Source organism: Roseomonas sp. AR75 (assembly GCF_005222815.1).
GTDB lineage: Bacteria > Pseudomonadota > Alphaproteobacteria > Acetobacterales > Acetobacteraceae > Falsiroseomonas.
Window position 1 is genome coordinate 238,786 of sequence record NZ_STGB01000003.1, and the last position, 16,527, is coordinate 255,312.

Genomic DNA, 16,527 nt, shown 5'->3' on the forward strand with positions numbered 1-16,527 from the left:
GATCGGATTCGGAGGGCGCGCACGGATGGCGCGAGGCGCGATGGTCCTCTATGTCACGGGCATGCGCGCTGCCCTGTTCCTGGCACTGCCGCTCGCCCTTGCCGGCTGCGGCCAACGCTACTCGCCCGATGCCTACGCGACCCGAGCCGTCCAGCAGGTGAATCGCGTGGAACAGGGCGTCATCATCGGCCGGCGCGATGTCGCGGTACAGATGGACGGCGCCACCGGCGCGGCCACCGGCGGCGCGGCAGGCGGCATCATCGGCTCCCAGGCGCCCGGCGGGAACATGGCCGGCGCGATCGGCGCCGTCGGCGGCGCGCTGGTCGGCGGACTGTTCGGCAGCGCGGCCGAGCGGGTGGTGGGGGACACCACCGCGCATGAATACATCGTCCGCAAGGCGAACAACGAGCTCGTCTCCGTCACCCAGCGCGACGAGACGCCGCTGGAGGTCGGGGCCCGCGTGCTGGTCATCGCCGGCAACCAGGCGCGGATCGTGCCGGACTACACCATGCCAGGCGATCCGCCCCCCACAACCGTCCCGGCCGAGCCGACACCGCCGGCCCAGACGGCAGCGCAGCCCTTTCCGCCGCTGCCGACTGCCGATGCTGCCCCGCCGCCGCCGGCCGCGCCACCGGATGTTGCCCCGCTCCCCGCGCCACCGGCGCTGCATCCGGTCGCGGCCCCCTAGCGCCTGGCTGGCACGGGCGTTGCTGCGCCGGCGGCATGCGCCGTCTGCTGGCTGTCCTGTTGATGCTCGCCCCTGTCCCCGCCACGGCGGAGCCCGGCCGCCTCTGCCGCGCCGCCATCCAGGCGGCCGAGCGCGCGGCCGGCATCCCGGCGCAGCTTCTGATGGCCATAGGCCGCGTCGAGTCCGGCCGGCGCGACCCGGACACCGGCGCCTTCCACCCCTGGCCATGGACCATCAATGCCGAGGGGCGCGGGCAGTTCTTTCCCACCAAGGCGGCAGCGATCGCCGCCGTGCAGCAATTGCAGGCCCAGGGCGTGCGCTCGATCGATGTGGGCTGCATGCAGATCAACCTGCGCCACCACCCCGACGCCTTCCCGAACCTCGACGCGGCCTTCGACCCCGCCACGAATGCCCGCTACGCCGCGCGCTTCCTGACGGAGTTGAATGCCAGCCGCAACGACTGGCAGCGCGCCGCCAGCGCGTATCATTCCCAGACGCCGGAATTCGCCGAGCCCTACCGCGCGCGCGTGATGGCGGCCTGGGCGCAGGAACAGGCCAGGCCGCACCCGCCGGTGGCGCTGCCGCCGCCTGCCGCGTTGGCAAGGGCCGGCGGCGGGGGCGCGATGCTGTCGAACGGGGCGGCACGCGTGGCGCTGCCCTCCGGCGCCGCTCCGGCCGGGCGGAGCCTGGATCTCTACCGCAGCCAGCCCGTGCCGATCGCCGGCCGCCCGCCCTTGGCCCGGGCGTTGCCGGCCACCCTGCCACCGCGGGTCGCGACACGCTGATCCTCCGCGGTTGCGGTTTCGCTCGACACCGGGCCGGCGCTGCGCCACCTAGCGCGGCATGAACCTGACACCCATCCTCGCCCTCGGCGGCTTCATGCTCGCCTGCTTCGCGGCCGCGTCCACCGGCGCCTTCTTCCGGCCGGGTGCCTGGTACGACGCGCTCAGCAAGCCGAGCTGGAATCCGCCGAACTGGCTGTTCGCCCCGGCCTGGACGGTTCTGTACATCTCCGTCGCGATCGCCGGCTGGCTGGTTTGGCGGCAGGTCGGCTTCGGGCTGCCGATCTGGATCTGGGTCGTCTCCCTGCTGCTGAACGCCGCCTGGTCCTGGCTGTTCTTCGGCCTGCGCCGGATGGACCTGGCGTTCTACGAGCTGGTGGTGTTCTGGCTGTCCATCCTGGCGATGGTGCTGGCCTTCTTCCCGATCAGCGCCGCGGCGGGGTGGCTGCTGGTGCCCTATCTCGCCTGGGTCAGCTTCGCGGGCTTCCTGAACTGGACGCTGTGGCGGATGAACCCGGCGCTGAACGGCAACCCGCTGCCGGCGGAGTAGCTATTCCGCCGCCTCGCGCAGCGGGCGCGGCAGTGCGGCGCCGGTGAGATCGGTAACGCGCGCGATGCCCTTGCGCGCGCAGAATTCCTCGAGATCGTCCAGCACCGTCAGCATCGCCGTCGGGCTGACGAAGCTGGCGGTGCCGACCTGCACCGCGCTGGCGCCGGCCATCAGGAACTCCACGGCATCCTCGCCCGTGGCGATTCCGCCGACGCCGATGACGGGGATGCGCACCGCCTGCGCGCATTGCCACACCAGGCGCAGCGCAATGGGCTTGAAGGCCGGGCCCGAGAAACCGCCCATGCCGCTGCCGAGCTTGGGCCGCGCCGTCTCGATATCGATGGCGAGGCCGAGGATGGTGTTGGCGACGACCACCGCATCCGCGCCCGCCTCCTCCACCGCGCGCGCCACCGCGGCGATGTCGCCGGTGTTCGGCGAGAGCTTGACCCAGAGCGGCAGCGCGCCCGCCGCGCGGCGCATCGCTTCCGTCGCCGCCGCGGCCGGCTCGGGATGCATGGCGAAGGCGCGGCCATCCTCCTCGAGATTCGGGCAGGAGATGTTGGCCTCGATGGCGGCGACGCCCGGCGTTGCGGCGAGGCGCGCGGCGCAGTCGGCGAAGCTCGCGACCGTCGGCGCGGAGAGGCTGACGACCAGCGGCGTGCGGAAGCGGCGCCACTCCGGCATGGCGTGGTCGATGAAGTGATCCAGCCCCTTGCCGGGGATGCCGATGGAGTTCAGCACGCCCGCCTCGGTCTCGCAGAGGCGCGGCAGCGGATTGCCGGCGCGAAACTCCGGCGTGACGGATTTCGTGACCAGCGCGCCGAGCCGGTCGAGATCGAAGACCTGCGCAAGCTCCGGCCCGAAGGTGCCGGAGGCCGGCATCACCGGGTTCGCCAGGGTCAGCGAGCCGATCCGCGTGGTGAGCTCTACCATGCAAGTGCGGCCTGCAGGTCGAAGACCGGGCCTTCCGCGCAGACGCGGAGATTCACCACCTTGCCCTGCTCGTCGCGCACCTGGCGCACACAGCAGAAGCACATGCCGAGGCCGCAGCCCATCTGCTGTTCCAGCGCGACCTGGCCGGGAATGCCATGCTCCGCCGCGAGGCGCTGCAACAGGAGAAAAAGGCGGTTCGAGCCGCAGGTGAACACCGCATCGGGCCGCGAAGCGGCGAAGCGCGCGCGCAGCAGATTCTCGACGCGCGCGACTTCGCTGCCGCCATCCGCGTCGAACACTGCGGTGATCGCGGCGCCCGATCCGCCCGCGAATTCCGCCGCCATCAGGTCGGGCTCCGCGCGCGCCGACAGCACGGCCTCCACCGCGATGCCCATCGCGGCGGCGGCCTCGGTGACCGGCGCCAGCGTCGCCAGCCCGACGCCGCGCGCGACGACCAGAATGCGCCGCCAGGCAGGATCGAGCCGGAAGCCATGGCCGAGCGGCCCGACAACCGACAGCGCATCGCCGGCGCGCAGCAGCGCCAGCGCCGCCGTGCCCTTGCCCTTTACATGGAACAGGAAGCCGAGCGGCCGGCCTTCGCCGCAGCGCCAGATGCTCATCGGGCGCCGCAGATAGGGGCCCGCGCCCCCGCCGTCGCGGCAGAGCAGATGGAAGAACTGCCCGGGACGGCTGCGCGCCGACAGCTCCGGCGCGTCGAGCAGGATGCGATGATAGCGCCGGCCGACCGGCGCGCTCTCGATCACCGTCACGCTGCGCTCGGCCACCGCGAAGGCGGCCGCCCCGAGATCCATCCGGCCGGTCTCCCTGCCTGCCAGAACGATGTTCGGGCGCAGGGGCGCGAAGTCAAGCGCGCGGCTTGCCGGTGGCGGCGCGGCGGGCGATGGTCCGGCGCATGGACCTCGCCGTCCCGGCCCCGCTCGCTGTCGCGCCCGATCTCGCCGCGCTCGCGCGCGACCTGTTCGACACCTTGCGCGCCGCGGATCACGACGGCGTGGGCATCACGCGCGAGACCTACGGCCCCGGCGAGACCCGCGCGATGCGGCGCATCGAGGCGATCGCGCGGGAGGCCGGGCTCGCCTGCGCCTGGGACGCGGCGGCCAATTTGCACATCACGCTGGAAGGCACCGATCCGGCGCTGCCCGCTGCCGCCTGCGGATCGCATCTGGACAGCGTACCACAGGGCGGGAATTTCGATGGCGCCGCCGGCGTGATTGCCGGGCTGCTGGCGCTGCTGCACGCCGCGCGCGGTCCGCGCCAGCCGCGCAGCGTGCATCTGTTCGTGCTGCGCGGCGAGGAAAGCGCCTGGTACGGCCGGCCCTATCTCGGCTCCTCCGCGCTGTTCGGACAGTTCGATCCGGCCTGGCTCAACCTGCCGAACCTGCACGATCCCTCGCTGACGCTCGGCGCGGCGATGCGGCGGGAAGGCGCGGATGTCGAGGCGATCGCGGCGCGCCGCGTATTGTGCGACCCCGCGACGCTCTCGCATTTCGTGGAACTGCATATCGAGCAGGCGCCGGTGCTGATCGCGCGCCGCGTGCCGGTCGGCCTCGTCTCCGGCATCCGCGGCAACCAGCGCCATCCGAATGGCCGCGCGATCGGCGAGGCGGCGCATTCCGGCGCTGTGCCGCGCTGGCTGCGGCGCGATGCGGTGCTAGGCGCCGCGGATTTCGCCATGCGGCTCGACGCAAGCTGGCGCACGCTGCTGGAGCGCGGCGAGGATCTGGTCATGACCTTCGGCATCTTCACCACCGATCCGCGCGAGCATGCGATGACGCGCGTGCCGGGAGACCTGCGCTTCACGCTGGAATGGCGCAGCGAGAGCGAGGCGACGCTCGACGCCTTCGGCGCGCTGGCGCAGGCGGAAGCCGAGGAGATCGGGCGGGAGCGCGGCGTGCGCATCGTGCTCGGCGCCGGCGTGCGCACGCCGCCGGCGGCGATGGACAAGCGCCTGCTGGCGCATGCGCGCGCGATCTGCACGGCGGCGGGAATGCCGCATGAGGTGCTGGCCAGCGGCGCCGGCCACGACGCCGCGATTTTTTCGAACGTTGGCGTGCCGGCGGCGATGGTGTTCGTCCGCAACGAGCATGGCAGCCACAATCCCAGGGAAGCGATGGAGTTCGACGACTTCCTGCACGGCGCGGCGCTGCTGCGCGAAGTGCTCCTCACCGGCGCGGATGCCTTGCGATGAATGGCAGCATCGGGCGGCGCACCGCGCAGATCCTGCTCGACACCGGCTGCATCCTGCTGCGCCCGGACCGGCCCTTCATCTTCTCCTCGGGCTGGGCGAGCCCCGTCTATCTCGACATCCCCCGCGCACTGTCCTTCCCGCTGGCGCGCGCGGCGCTGCTGGACGGCGCGGAGGCGCGCATCCTGGAACGCGTGGGCTATGCCGGCTTCGACGCGGTCGCCGCCACCGAGCAGGGCGGCATCGCCCTCGCCGCCATGCTCGCCGAGCGCTTCCGGCTGCCCTTCGTCACGGTGCGCCGCCGCGCCCAGGGATTCGGCGCGGATGCGCATGTGGAAGGCGCGCTGCCCAAGGGCGCGCGCGCGCTGCTGGTCAGCGACGTCACCACGGATGGCCGCAGCAAGGCGCGCTATGCGCGTTCGCTTCGCCAGGCCGGCGCCTCCGTCGCGCATGTCTTCGTGCTGTTCAACTACGGCATCTTCGACCGGCTGGTGACGGAAGTGCAGGACATCGGCGCCGAGCTCTTCGCGCTGGCGACCTGGCAGGACGTGCTGCCCGTGGCGGAGGAGCGCGCGACGCTGCCCGCCGATGACCTGGCGGAGCTGCGCCGCTATCTCGCCGATCCCTTCGGCTGGTCCGCCGCCCGCGGCGGTCTCGCCGCCCCCGACCCCGCATGGAAGTCATGACCCGCGCCAACCTCGTCTACTTCGAGAACTTCACCAATCCCGTCGCCGAGCGGATGCTGGGCGGGGCCGAGCACATCGCGCTGCAACGCCTGCGCTTCGCCGATGACCGCGCCGCGCTGGATGCCGCGATAGCGGCCGCGCATGGCTACCACGCCCTGCCGCGCGTCGAGATCGTCGAGCCCTGGTTCTGCGACGCCGCATTGCTGAAGCGCGCGCCGGCGCTGCTCGCCGCCTGTTCCACCGGCGCCGGCTTCGACGTGATCGACGTGGAGGCCTGCACCGAAGCGGGCGTGATCGTCTGCCACCAATCCGGCACGAACAAGGAAGCCGTCGCCGAGCACGCATTGGGCATGATGCTGGCACTGACAAAAAAATTCGCGCAGGCGGACAAGGCGTTGCGGCGCGGAGCGGCGCCGGATCGCTTCGCCCTGACCGGCCGCGACATCCGCGGCAAGACGCTTGGGATCGTCGGCATCGGCGAGATCGGCACGCGGCTGGCGGAGCTGTGCAACGGCCTGTTCGGCATGACCGTGCTGGCCTGCGATCCCTACCTCACCGCGGAGCAGGTCGCCGCGCGCGGCGCGCGGAAGGTGGCGCTGGAGGAGTTGCTGGAGCGTAGCGACTTCGTCTCGGTCCACACGCCGCGCAATGCCGAGACGATGAACATGTTCGGCGCCGCGCAATTCGCGCGCATGAAGCCGACCGCCTGGTTCATCCAGACCGCGCGCGGCGGCATCCATGACGAGGCGGCGCTGGCGGATGCGCTCGCGGCCGGGCGCATCGCGGGCGCGGGGCTCGACGTGTTCCTGAAGGAGCCGCCGCCGGCCGACCATCCGCTGCTGGCCTTCGAGAACGTCATCGTCTCCCCGCACAATGCCGGCATCACGGAGGAGGCGCTGCACGACATGGCGGCCGGCGCGGCGGAGCAATGGATCGCGATCTTCCGCGGCCAGGTGCCGCCGCGGCTGGTGAACCCGGAAGCCTGGCCGCGCTATGCGGCGCGCTTCCGCGAGGCCTTCGGCTTCGCGCCGAACGAGTTCCCGCAATGACGCGCGCGATCCTCGTCACCGGCGCCGCTTCCGGCATCGGCGCGGCCTGCTGCCGGCGGCTGGCGGGGCCGGGCACGGCGATCCTGGTGCATACGCGGAAGAACGCCGAGGGCGCGGAGCGCGTCGCGGCCGAGATCCGCGCGGCCAGCGGCGAGGCGGCGGTGATGCTCGGCGACATCGCCGATCCCGCCGTGCCGGAGGCGTTGGTCGCGAAGACGCTCGAAATATTCGGAAGGCTGGATGCGGTGGTGTTCGCCGCGGGCTTCGCGGATAAGACGCCCTTCGCCGAGGCGCCGGATGCGGTGTTCGCGAAATCGCTCGATGCCGTGCTGTGGGGCTTCCTGCGCACGGCGCGCGCCGCGCTGCCGCATCTGCAGGAAGGCCGCATCGTCGCGATCTCCTCCTTCGTCGCGCATGTGTTCCGCACGGATGTCAGCACCTTCCCCGCCAGCGCCGCGGCCAAGGCGGGGATGGAGGCGCTGGTGCGCGCCATCGCGGTGGAGGCGGCGGCGCGCGGCACGACGGTGAATGCGGTGGTGCCCGGCTACACACGCAAGGACCCGGGCGCGCATGCCGCGCTCAGCGCGGCGCAGTGGGAGGCGGTCACGGCGAAGATCCCGCTGCGCCGGCTGGGCACGCCGGACGACGTGGCGGCGATGGCGGCGTTCCTGTGCGGGAAGGATGCCGGCTACGTCACGGGCCAGGCGATCCATGTGAATGGAGGGCTGGTGTAGCGGCGTTCGAGGCGCGCGCGGCCCCCCCAACCAGCCTGCGCAGCAGGCAGCGTTCGCTGCCTGGCTACGGCGTCCGACGCCTTCGGCATCGAACCCCCCGCAAGCGGGGGAGGGCACGCGGGGAGGCGGCTACTGCCGCATGCGCACCCAGCGCAGCTCCAGGTCTTCCTGCACGCGCATCGTGAAGTCGGCCACGGTGTCGCGCACGGCGAAGATCTGCGGCTCCTGGTGCAGCGGGATCTGCGGGACCAGGTCGCGATAGCGCGTCCAGTATTCCGCGGCGAGCTGCTGGCGACGGGGGTTGTCCGGCGAAAGCGTGCCGATCTCCGCTGCCAGCTCGTTCATGCGTGCATCCTCGAACTTGCCCCAGTTGAAGCTGCCGGCGCCCAGCAGCTCTCGTGCCGGGTTGGTCATGTCGAAATTGCCGGGCGTCCAGCCGAGCAGCCAGAACTGGTATTCGTTGTTCGCGCCGCCGGCCAGGAATCGGCCGAAGGGGATGGCGTTCAGCCGAGCCTGGATGCCGGCACGCTGCAGCATCGCCGTGGCCGCCTGGCAGATCGCCTCGTCATTGACGTAGCGGTTGTTCGGGCAGTTCAGCGTGATGCGGAAGCCGTTCGGGTATCCGGCCTCGGTCAGCAGGCGCTTCGCGGCGTCGGCATCGAAGGGCAGGCGCGCGGCCAGCGATTCCACATAGCCGCCGATCGCCGGCGCGATCGGCAGGCCGGACGCGCTGGTGGAGTTGCGCAGGATGACGCGGGTGATCGAGTTCATGTCGATCGCCTGGTACATCGCGCGGCGCACACGCACGTCGCGCAACGGGTTCGGCCTGCCCGGCTCGTCCAGGCTCTCCGGCCGCGTCACGTCGAAGGCGAAGTAGATGGTGCGCGCCGTCGGCCCCTGCACCAGCCGCACGCCCTGCGCCGCCTGCACCTGCTGCACGTTCTGCAGCGGAACATGGTACATGATGTCCAGCTCGCGCGAGAGCAGCGCGGCAAGCCGCGTCGGCGCGGAGGCGATGGGGCGGAACACCGCGCGGGTGATGCCGGTGTTGATGCCGGAAGCGCCCCAGTATTCCGGGTTCGGCACCAGCACCGTGCGCTCGTCGGCCACACGCTCCGTCACACGATAGGGGCCGGTGCCGTTGGCATTGAGCTGCGCGAAGGCGGTGTTCGCGCCAGGCTGGCCCGCGCGTGCCACGTTGAACGCGTTGTTCGCATCCACCCAGGGCTTGCTCATGATGAAGAACAGCACCAGGTCCTGCAGCAGGATCGGGTTAGGGCCGCGCGTCTCGAATTCCACGGTGAAGTCGTCCACCGCGCGCACCGCCGCGACGGATTGCAGCACATAGGCCATGTCGTTCTGCCGCACGCGCTCGGCGGACATCACGACATCGGCGGCGGTGAAGGGCTCACCGCCATGGAAGCGCACGTTGCGGCGCAGGTGGAACCGCCACACCGTCGGGCTCGGCTGCTCCCAGCGCTCGGCCAGGGCGGGGCGGATGGAGCCGTCCGGCTGGCGCTTCACCAGCGGCTCGTAGATGTTCTCCTTCATCGTGTTGGTCACGCCGTGGTTGTTGGCGTGCGGATCCAGCCCGAGGATGTCGTTGGCCGTGGCCCAGGTGAAGGTGGTCGCGGATGCCGGCGTGGCGGCGGCCGCCCCGCACAGAGCCAGGGCGCAGGCCGTGGCGCGCAGCACCGCACGGAAGCTGAACTTGCGCATTCGTCTCATTGCCTCCCGGAACGAAGAGCGAGGGCTGACAATGCGGCCCGCCCCGCGGGCTGTCCAGCGTCAGGCCCGGGCAACCGGCGCCGGCACGGCGGGTGCCTGCCCCGCCGCCGCCTGGCAGTAGGCCACCACCTCCCCCAGCGAGGTCGCGATCACCGCCGCCGCGCCCCGTTCCTCGCGCAGTTCAGCCAGGGTCGCACTGTCCGGCGGCGCGTGCCAGAGCGCCACGATCACCGGAACATCCGGCAGGCGGCGCGAAATGCGGCGCAGGAAATACCGCACCGCCGCAGCGCTGCTGCCTTCCTCCAGAACCGACAGGCAGACGAGCTTCACCTGGGCCGGATCCAGCCGGGAATCCGGCGACCCTTCCAGCGCAGCGCTGGGCAGCGCGACCGCGCCGAAGCCATCATGCCGAAGCCCCTGCGCGGCGATGGCGGCGGACAGATCGTCCAGCCTGCCGCGGCCGGCGACGCAAAGCACCGTGCCATCCGACCGCCAGGGCTGCGGCAGGGCCTCGGCTGACGTCGCCTGCGGCGTCTCCGACAACTCGTCGAGCAGCGTCTCCGCCTGCTGCCGGACCACCGCCAGGCGCTCGGGCTCCAGCACCTCGCGCGACCAGTCGGATTCGGCGAGCGCCAGGCCACGCAGCGCCACCTCGTCATGCCAGGCGACCAGGGAGCTGCCCTCGCGCATCGCCGCGCGGGCCTGGAGCACGAGGGCGTCCGCATCGCCCTCCAACGCGCGCTGGTAGAAGCTCTGTTCCGGGCGCAGCGGCGGCCTGTCGCCCAGCATGACCTCCAGGAACTCCAGCCGCGGGACATGGCGGCCCAGTACCACCAGGCCGACGGTCAATGGCGTCGCCAGCAGCAGGCCGATCGGCCCCCACATGAAGGTCCAGAAGGTCGCCGCCACGATCACCGAGACCGGCGAAAGCCCCGCGCTGCGGCCGAAGATCAGCGGCTCGAACAGCTGGCCCATCAGCGGCTCTCCCAGCGCGAACAGCGCAAGCACCGACAGCCCCATGCCCCAGCCCGGATCGGCCGCCATGGCCACCAGGAAGGGCGGGATCACGGCTACCGGCGTGCCGACGAAGGGCACGAAGCGCATCAAGCCAGCCAGGATGCCCCAGAGCGGCGCGCCGGGCAGGCCGAGCAGCCACAACCCGACGCCCATAGTCGCACCGAAGGCCGCGTTCAGCGCAAGCTGAGCCAGGAACAGGCGGGACAGGCGATAGGCGGCATCATCCAGCGCGCCGACCGTGCGGTGCAGGTCGCGCACGCCGGCCAGGCGGATGAGGCGGTTCCGGAGGTCCTCGCGGTACAGCAGGATGAACAGCGCGAAGACCAGCACCAGCCCTGCGGTTGCCAGCGGTGCGAGGACCGGGCCGATGAAGGACGCCACCACCTCCAACGGCGTGGAATCATCGGTGGACACGGTCGGCGTGGGCAGGGGCGGGCGCACGCCCACCATTTCCCGCAGGCCGTTCACCGCGTCCTCAGCGCCAGACAGAAGCTCGGCGATCCGCAGCCCCGCCAGCTTGTCGCGCAGGTTGCCGCCATACTCCGTCAGATCGTTGGCGAGTTCGGCAAGCTGGCGCAGGACCACCGTGAACAGCGCGCCGAGCGCCGCAACCGCCGCCAGCATCGCGAGCAGCGAGCCCGCGACCTCGCCCAGGCCGGCGCGCCGCAGCAGCCGCACCAGCGGCGCCAGCACGAAGGCCAGGATGACCGCGAGCGCGAGCGGCACCAGCAGGTCGCGGCCGAGATAGAGGGCGGCCACGACGATGGCTGCCGAGACAAGCGGCGCCGCCGCCGCGACCGAAGCGGCACGCGGCGTCGTCCGCCGCCCGTTCGGGCCGTATTCCACCTGCACTGGTCCCCCGATCACGCGTTGCGGTGCGGGAACGCATCGGCTCGCGAAGAGTTCTTTCCTGCGAACCGGCCCGCCCTCCGCGCGCTATGCACCGGCCAGAAAGGCGACCGCCAGACGTGTTCTCTACCCGCAACCGCAGCCCCGACGTCATCGCTCCCGACCGCCCGCCGCCTGGATGGACGCGCCGTGCGCCGCTGCTGGCCGCGGCGCTGGTGCTGCTCGCCATCGGCATCGCGATCTGGGCCTGGGGCGCCGAGGCCGACAACGCCTGGGGCTATGTGGCTGCGATGGCCTGCGTGCTGTTGGCCTGCGGCCTTCTCGCCGCGCTGGCGCTCGCCAGGCGCCGCACGGAGCGCCAGGCGCAGGCGCTGCTGCGTGGCGTGATGGAGAACGCGCCGATCGGGCTCGGCTTCCTGGACCGCGACCTGCGGCTGCGCCACGCGAACCGGCACCTCGCCGCGATCGGCGAGCGCACGCTGGGGGTGGAGGCCGGCACGGACAGCGTCCTGCCGGAAGAGGTGCAGGCGCAGATCGCGCCGCAGCTCCGCAAGGTGCTGGCTGGCGGGCGCGCGCAGACCGGGCTCGAGGTGACGGTACGCCCGCCCGGGCGCGAACGCGTGACGCGCCACCTGCTGCTCGGCGTGTTTCCGCTGGGTGCCGAGGGCGATGGGCGACCGGACGGTGTCGGCCTGTTCGCCACCGACGATACGCTGCGCCGCCGCGCGGAAGACCGGCTGCGTCGCAGCGAAGCGCGGCTGCGCACGATCCTGGATGCCATTCCGCAACTCGCCTGGATGACCGACGCGGCCGGCCAGATCGTCTGGTACAACCGGCAATGGTACGACTTCACCGGCCAGGCAGCGGAGGAAGCCGTGGGCGATGGCTGGCGCAAGGTGCAGCATCCCGAGCATCTCTCCCGCGTCGCGGAGCGCTTCGCAGCCGCGATCGAGGCCGGCAACCCGTGGGAAGACACCTTCCCGCTGCGCGGCAAGGACGGCCATTACCGCTGGTTCCTGTCCCGCGCGCTGCCGCTGTTCGAGCCGGGCGAGGAGGACGAAGACAGCGCCCGCCCGATCGGCTGGTTCGGCACCAACACCGACATCACCGAGCTGCGAGAGACGGAAGAAGCATTGGCCGCGGCGAAGGCGACGGCAGAGGACGCCAATCTGGCCAAGAGCCAGTTCATCGCGAACATGTCGCACGAGCTCCGCACGCCGCTTTCCGCCGTGATCGGCTATGCCGAGATGCTGGAGGAGGATGCGGAGGCGCTGGAGGGCGGCTCGGACTTCCTGGACGACCTGCGCAAGATCAGCGCGAATGCGCGTCACCTGCTCTCCCTGATCAACGACGTGCTCGATCTGTCCAAGATCGAGGCCGGGCGCATGGAGGTGCAGGCCGAGGATTTCGCCGTCTGTCCCCTGGTGCAGGATGTCGCCGGCACGGTGGAGGCGCTCGCGGAGCGGCGGCAGAACCGGCTGGTGGTCGAGTGCGATCCGGATATCGGTGCGGCGCATTCCGATGTGGTGAAGATCCGGCAATGCCTGTTCAACCTGCTGGGCAATGCTGCCAAGTTCACCGAAGGCGGCACCATCACGCTGCGCGCCAGGCGCGCGGAGCACATGCTGGTCTTCGAGGTGGAGGACACCGGCATCGGGATGACGCCGGAACAGCTCGACAAGCTGTTCCGCCGCTTCAGCCAGGCCGACGCCTCCACGACGCGGCGCTTCGGCGGCACGGGTCTCGGCCTTGCCATCACCAAGGCCTTCGCGACGATGCTGGGCGGCGAGATCACCGTGCGCAGCGAGGCCGGCAAAGGCAGCTGCTTCACGCTGCGCATGCCGGCGGACATCCGGGAAGTACGCGCCGATCCCGACGATCCGGCGACGCTGGTGGGCGAAGCGGCGGCGGAGGAGCCTGACGGGTCAGCCGGCCTTGTGCTGGTGATCGACGACGACGCGGCCACGCGCGACCTCGTCTCCCGCTTCCTGCGCCGCGAAGGCTTCGCGGTGCGCTGCGCGGGGGATGGCGCGGAGGGGCTGGCCATGGCGAGACGGCTGCGGCCTTCGGCCATCCTGCTGGACGTGATGATGCCGCGGATGGATGGCTGGGCCGTGCTCAGCGCGCTGAAGGCGGATCCCGACCTGTCGGAAACGCCGGTCGTCATGCTGACCGTGGTGCAGGAGCGCGGGCTGGCCTTCTCGCTCGGCGCCGCCGACTACCTCAACAAGCCCGTCCGCTGGGACCGGCTGAAGCGCGTGCTGGATCGCTTCCGCTGCGAGGTCGCGCCCGGGCTGGCGCTGCTGCTGGAAGCCGATCCGGGCGAGCGGGCGGAACTGCGCGCGCTGCTGGAAGCCGAAGGCTGGAGCGTGGAGATCGTGGCCGATCCCGAAGCGGCCATGGCGCGGCTGGACACCCCGCCGGTGCCGGCGGTGCTGGTGCTGGAATTGCGCGCGCCGGCGGTCGGCGAGGGGTTCGCGCTGCTGCGCGAACTGCGCCGGCGGCCCATGCTGCGCGACCTCGCGGTGATCGCGATCACCGGGGGCGAGGTGGACGAGGCGCAGCTTTCGCGCCTGCGCGAGACGGTGCACACCATCGTCCCCGCCGAAGCGGCGGGGCGCGAACTGGTGAGCGAATTGAAGCGCGTGGCGCCCAATGCGCCCGGGACAGGCGTGGCGCCCAATGCGCCCGGGGTAGGGGCGCAGAATGCGCTCGGATCGGAGGATAATCGGTGACCTGCATCCTGCTGGTGGAGGACCATGAGGAACTCTGGGATTTCCTCTCCCGCCGCCTGCGACGCCGCGGCTTCGATGTGGAGCTGGCGCATGACGGGCAGGAAGGCGTGGACAAGGCACGCAGCCTCACGCCCGACGTGATCCTGCTGGACATGAACCTGCCGGTGATGGATGGCTGGACCGCCGCTCGGCTGCTGCGGGAGGATGCGCAGACGAAGGGCATCCCGATCATCGCGCTCACGGCCCATGCGATGTCCGGTGACCGCGGCCGCGTGATGGAGGCCGGCTGCGACGACTACCACCCGAAGCCGGTGGATTTCTCCCGGCTCCTGGGACAGATCGACGCGGCGCTGCTGAAGCGTGACGAGGCCGAAGAGACTTAGCAGGCGCCTTCCCGCCCCCTTCCCCACAGGCGGGGAAGGGGCAGTGCGGTCAGTCCCGCGCGGGAATCACCAGTTCCGGGTAGCGCTCCGCCAGAGCCGCGGGTTCAGGCTGCGCCTCGCCGGAGAAGCTCTCCAGCACCCGCGCGAGATCGGCCGGCCGCAACCGCGGGCAGTCTGTTTCCTCGACGCTGCGGCAGGCGATCCGGTCCAGCAGCACCAACACCCTGGCGCGCGGATCCAGCGCGAGCAGGCGATCGGCCTCCTCCGCGCTGGCCTTCTCGCGCTGGTCCTCCAGCGCATCCTTCGCTTCCACCGGCAGCCAGCCGCTGTCGTCCCGCAATCCGCTCATGCGCGATGCAGCGTGCGCAGCGCGCATTGGTTCCCCCGCGTCAGGGCGAAAGCGGCCAGACGAAGGCCACCATCGGCACCCCGACGGCCAGGACGATGAGCGTCAGCGGCAGGCCGAGCCGCGGGTAGTCGGCGAAGCGGTATCCGCCAGGCCCCATCACCAGCGTGTTGCACTGGTGGCCGATGGGGGTGAGGAAGTCGCAGGCTGCGCCGATCGCCACCGCCATCAGGAAGGGATCCGGCGCGAGCTGCAACCGCTCCGCCAGGCTCGCCGCGATCGGCGCCAGCATCAGCACGGTCGCGGCGTTGTTCAGGAAGGGCGTCACCGCCATCGCCACCGCCATGATCGCGGCCAGCGCGCCCATGGGCGGCAGGTACTGCACCGCACCCGCCAGCCAGCCCGCGATCAGGTCGGAGCCGCCGGTGGTACGGATCGCCTCGCTGACGGGGATCAGGGCGCCGAGCAGGATCAGCACCGGCCATTCCACCGCCTCATAGGCTTCGCGCATGCTCAGCGCGCGTACCATCAGCAGGGCGACCGCGGCGCCGAAGAAGGCGACGGCAACCGGCACCAGGTTCATCCCGACCAGCAGCATGGCAACGCCCAGGATCGCCGCTGGCAGGAAGCTGCGCCGGCGGTTCGCCAGCGCGATATCGCGGCCGGACAAGGGCAGCACGCGCAGCGCACCGAGCGCCTCCGGCAGGGCCTCCTGCGCGCCCTTGAGGATCACCACGTCGCCCGCGCGGAATCGCAGGGCCGCGAGCCTGCGCGTGATGGCCTGCCCGCTGCGGCTGACGGCGATGAGTGCGACGCCGTGACGGCGGGCCAGTTCGACATCGGCGGGGGTGCGGCCGACCAGCGGGCTGGCTTCGGTGACCACGCCCTCGACCACGCCGGCGTCCTCGGCGGGCCGCTTCTCGGCCTGCTTCTCGCCTGCCAGCACCAGGCCGGCGCGCGCCTGCATCGTCTCCAGCTCCTCCGGCTCGCCCTGCAGAAGCAGCACGTCGCCACCGCGCAGCACCAGCTCCGGCGCCGGCGGAAGGCGCCGGAAGCGTTCGCGGATCACCACGCCGACGCGCACGCCGTGCGACAGCGCCTCCATCTCCGCCAGCGTCTTGCCCGCCATGGGGCTTTCGGGGGGCAGCGTCGCCTCCGTGGTGTAGGCCTCAAGGGCGAAGGCGGCCTCCATGCCGGCGCTGCCGCGACGGTCGCGCGGCAGCAGCCGCCAGCCCACCGCCAGGAATGCGAGCCCCGCGAGCGAGACCACGACGCCGACCGGGGCGAAGTCGAACATGCGGAACGGCTCGCCCAGGATCTCCTCGCGCATGCGGGAGACGATGATGTTGGGCGAGGTGCCGATCAGCGTGACCAGGCCGCCGAGCAACGAGGCGAAGGCCATCGGCATGAGCAGGGACGAAGGCGATCCGCCCGTGCGTCGCGCGAGCTGGAACGCCACGGGCATCAGCAGCGCCACGGCGCCGATGTTCTTGACGAAGCCCGACAGCAGCATCACCGCGCCCGCCAGCACCGGCACCTGCGTCGCCGGACCGCGCAGCCAGGGCAGCAGCGGCCGCATCAGCGTCTCCACCACGCCCGACCTGGCCACTGCCGCGCTGACCAGCAGCGCGGACGCGACGATGATGACGATCTCGTCCGAAAAGCCGTCGAAGGCGTGTTCCGGCTTCACCACGCCGGTGACGAGCCCGGCAAGCAGCGCGAGCAGCGCCACGAGGTCATAGGGCAGCCTGCCCCAGACAAAGAGGCCGATCGTCACGCCGACGATCCCGAAAGCCATGCCCTGGTCGAGTGTCACGAAGGTCCCACCGGAAGCGTCACGC

General features: G+C 71.5%; 15 protein-coding genes. 9 read left to right on the forward strand and 6 right to left on the reverse strand.

Annotated elements, in window-relative coordinates; all coding sequences use genetic code 11:
• The first annotated feature begins 25 nt into the window (after window positions 1–25).
• The 3 genes from E4T13_RS13135 (at window position 26) to E4T13_RS13145 (ending at window position 2,020) form a co-directional block, all read left to right on the forward strand.
• The gene (locus E4T13_RS13135) at window positions 26–688 is read left to right on the forward strand and encodes a hypothetical protein (protein ID WP_137178750.1); all 663 of its coding nucleotides are present in this window, start codon (window positions 26–28) and stop codon (window positions 686–688) included.
• A gap of 62 nt (window positions 689–750) precedes the next feature.
• Window positions 751–1,473 (forward strand): lytic transglycosylase domain-containing protein, encoded by a 723-nt coding sequence (locus tag E4T13_RS13140; RefSeq protein WP_170984978.1) that lies wholly within the window; start codon window positions 751–753, stop codon window positions 1,471–1,473.
• A 58-nt stretch (window positions 1,474–1,531) separates the two neighbouring features.
• Complete coding sequence (locus E4T13_RS13145) at window positions 1,532–2,020, forward strand: TspO/MBR family protein (RefSeq protein WP_137178752.1); 489 nt, start codon at window positions 1,532–1,534, stop codon at window positions 2,018–2,020.
• Here the strand turns inward: E4T13_RS13145 and E4T13_RS13150 are convergent, their stop codons facing one another.
• Entirely contained in the window at window positions 2,021–2,953 is a 933-nt protein-coding gene (locus E4T13_RS13150; protein WP_137178753.1) for a dihydroorotate dehydrogenase, read from the reverse strand.
• Window positions 2,947–3,765, reverse strand: coding sequence for a dihydroorotate dehydrogenase electron transfer subunit (locus tag E4T13_RS13155; protein ID WP_137178754.1), 819 nt, complete (start codon window positions 3,763–3,765; stop codon window positions 2,947–2,949). The genes E4T13_RS13150 and E4T13_RS13155 overlap by 7 nt, the downstream gene beginning before the upstream one ends.
• A 101-nt stretch (window positions 3,766–3,866) precedes the next feature.
• Between E4T13_RS13155 and E4T13_RS13160 the strand changes: the two genes are divergently transcribed.
• From E4T13_RS13160 to E4T13_RS13175, 4 genes are read left to right on the forward strand one after another with little or no spacing between them, the layout of a single operon-like run.
• The gene (locus E4T13_RS13160) at window positions 3,867–5,162 is read left to right on the forward strand and encodes a Zn-dependent hydrolase (protein WP_137178755.1); all 1,296 of its coding nucleotides are present in this window, start codon (window positions 3,867–3,869) and stop codon (window positions 5,160–5,162) included.
• A complete protein-coding gene (locus E4T13_RS13165; protein ID WP_137178756.1) occupies window positions 5,159–5,845 on the forward strand; it encodes an orotate phosphoribosyltransferase in 687 nt (228 codons plus the stop codon). Before E4T13_RS13160 ends, E4T13_RS13165 begins: the two co-directional genes overlap by 4 nt.
• Window positions 5,842–6,894: a hydroxyacid dehydrogenase gene (locus E4T13_RS13170; RefSeq protein ID WP_206030168.1), complete on the forward strand. Its 1,053-nt coding sequence runs from the start codon at window positions 5,842–5,844 to the stop codon at window positions 6,892–6,894. The genes E4T13_RS13165 and E4T13_RS13170 overlap by 4 nt, the downstream gene beginning before the upstream one ends.
• Window positions 6,891–7,628 (forward strand): SDR family NAD(P)-dependent oxidoreductase, encoded by a 738-nt coding sequence (locus E4T13_RS13175; protein WP_137178758.1) that lies wholly within the window; start codon window positions 6,891–6,893, stop codon window positions 7,626–7,628. The genes E4T13_RS13170 and E4T13_RS13175 overlap by 4 nt, the downstream gene beginning before the upstream one ends.
• 129 nt (window positions 7,629–7,757) lie before the next feature.
• On the opposite strand, the gene E4T13_RS13180 is transcribed toward E4T13_RS13175, so the two are convergent.
• Both E4T13_RS13180 and E4T13_RS13185 read right to left on the reverse strand, forming a co-directional pair.
• Entirely contained in the window at window positions 7,758–9,347 is a 1,590-nt protein-coding gene (locus tag E4T13_RS13180; protein ID WP_170984979.1) for an ABC transporter substrate-binding protein, read from the reverse strand.
• A 69-nt stretch (window positions 9,348–9,416) separates the two neighbouring features.
• Entirely contained in the window at window positions 9,417–11,240 is a 1,824-nt protein-coding gene (locus E4T13_RS13185; protein WP_137178760.1) for an AI-2E family transporter, read from the reverse strand.
• Window positions 11,241–11,341: 101 nt separating this feature from the next.
• Between E4T13_RS13185 and E4T13_RS13190 the strand changes: the two genes are divergently transcribed.
• Together E4T13_RS13190 and E4T13_RS13195 are read left to right on the forward strand one after the other, a co-directional pair.
• Window positions 11,342–13,957: a response regulator gene (locus E4T13_RS13190; protein WP_170984980.1), complete on the forward strand. Its 2,616-nt coding sequence runs from the start codon at window positions 11,342–11,344 to the stop codon at window positions 13,955–13,957.
• On the forward strand, window positions 13,954–14,340 hold the full coding sequence (locus tag E4T13_RS13195) for a response regulator (protein ID WP_137178762.1): 387 nt from the start codon (window positions 13,954–13,956) through the stop codon (window positions 14,338–14,340). Before E4T13_RS13190 ends, E4T13_RS13195 begins: the two co-directional genes overlap by 4 nt.
• Before the next feature lie 49 nt (window positions 14,341–14,389).
• Here E4T13_RS13195 and E4T13_RS13200 read toward each other — a convergent pair whose 3' ends face one another.
• Window positions 14,390–14,689 (reverse strand): hypothetical protein, encoded by a 300-nt coding sequence (locus E4T13_RS13200; protein WP_137178763.1) that lies wholly within the window; start codon window positions 14,687–14,689, stop codon window positions 14,390–14,392.
• Between the two features lie 40 nt (window positions 14,690–14,729).
• Complete coding sequence (locus E4T13_RS13205; RefSeq protein ID WP_137178764.1) at window positions 14,730–16,502, reverse strand: SLC13 family permease; 1,773 nt, start codon at window positions 16,500–16,502, stop codon at window positions 14,730–14,732.
• Window positions 16,503–16,527: the final 25 nt, after the last annotated feature.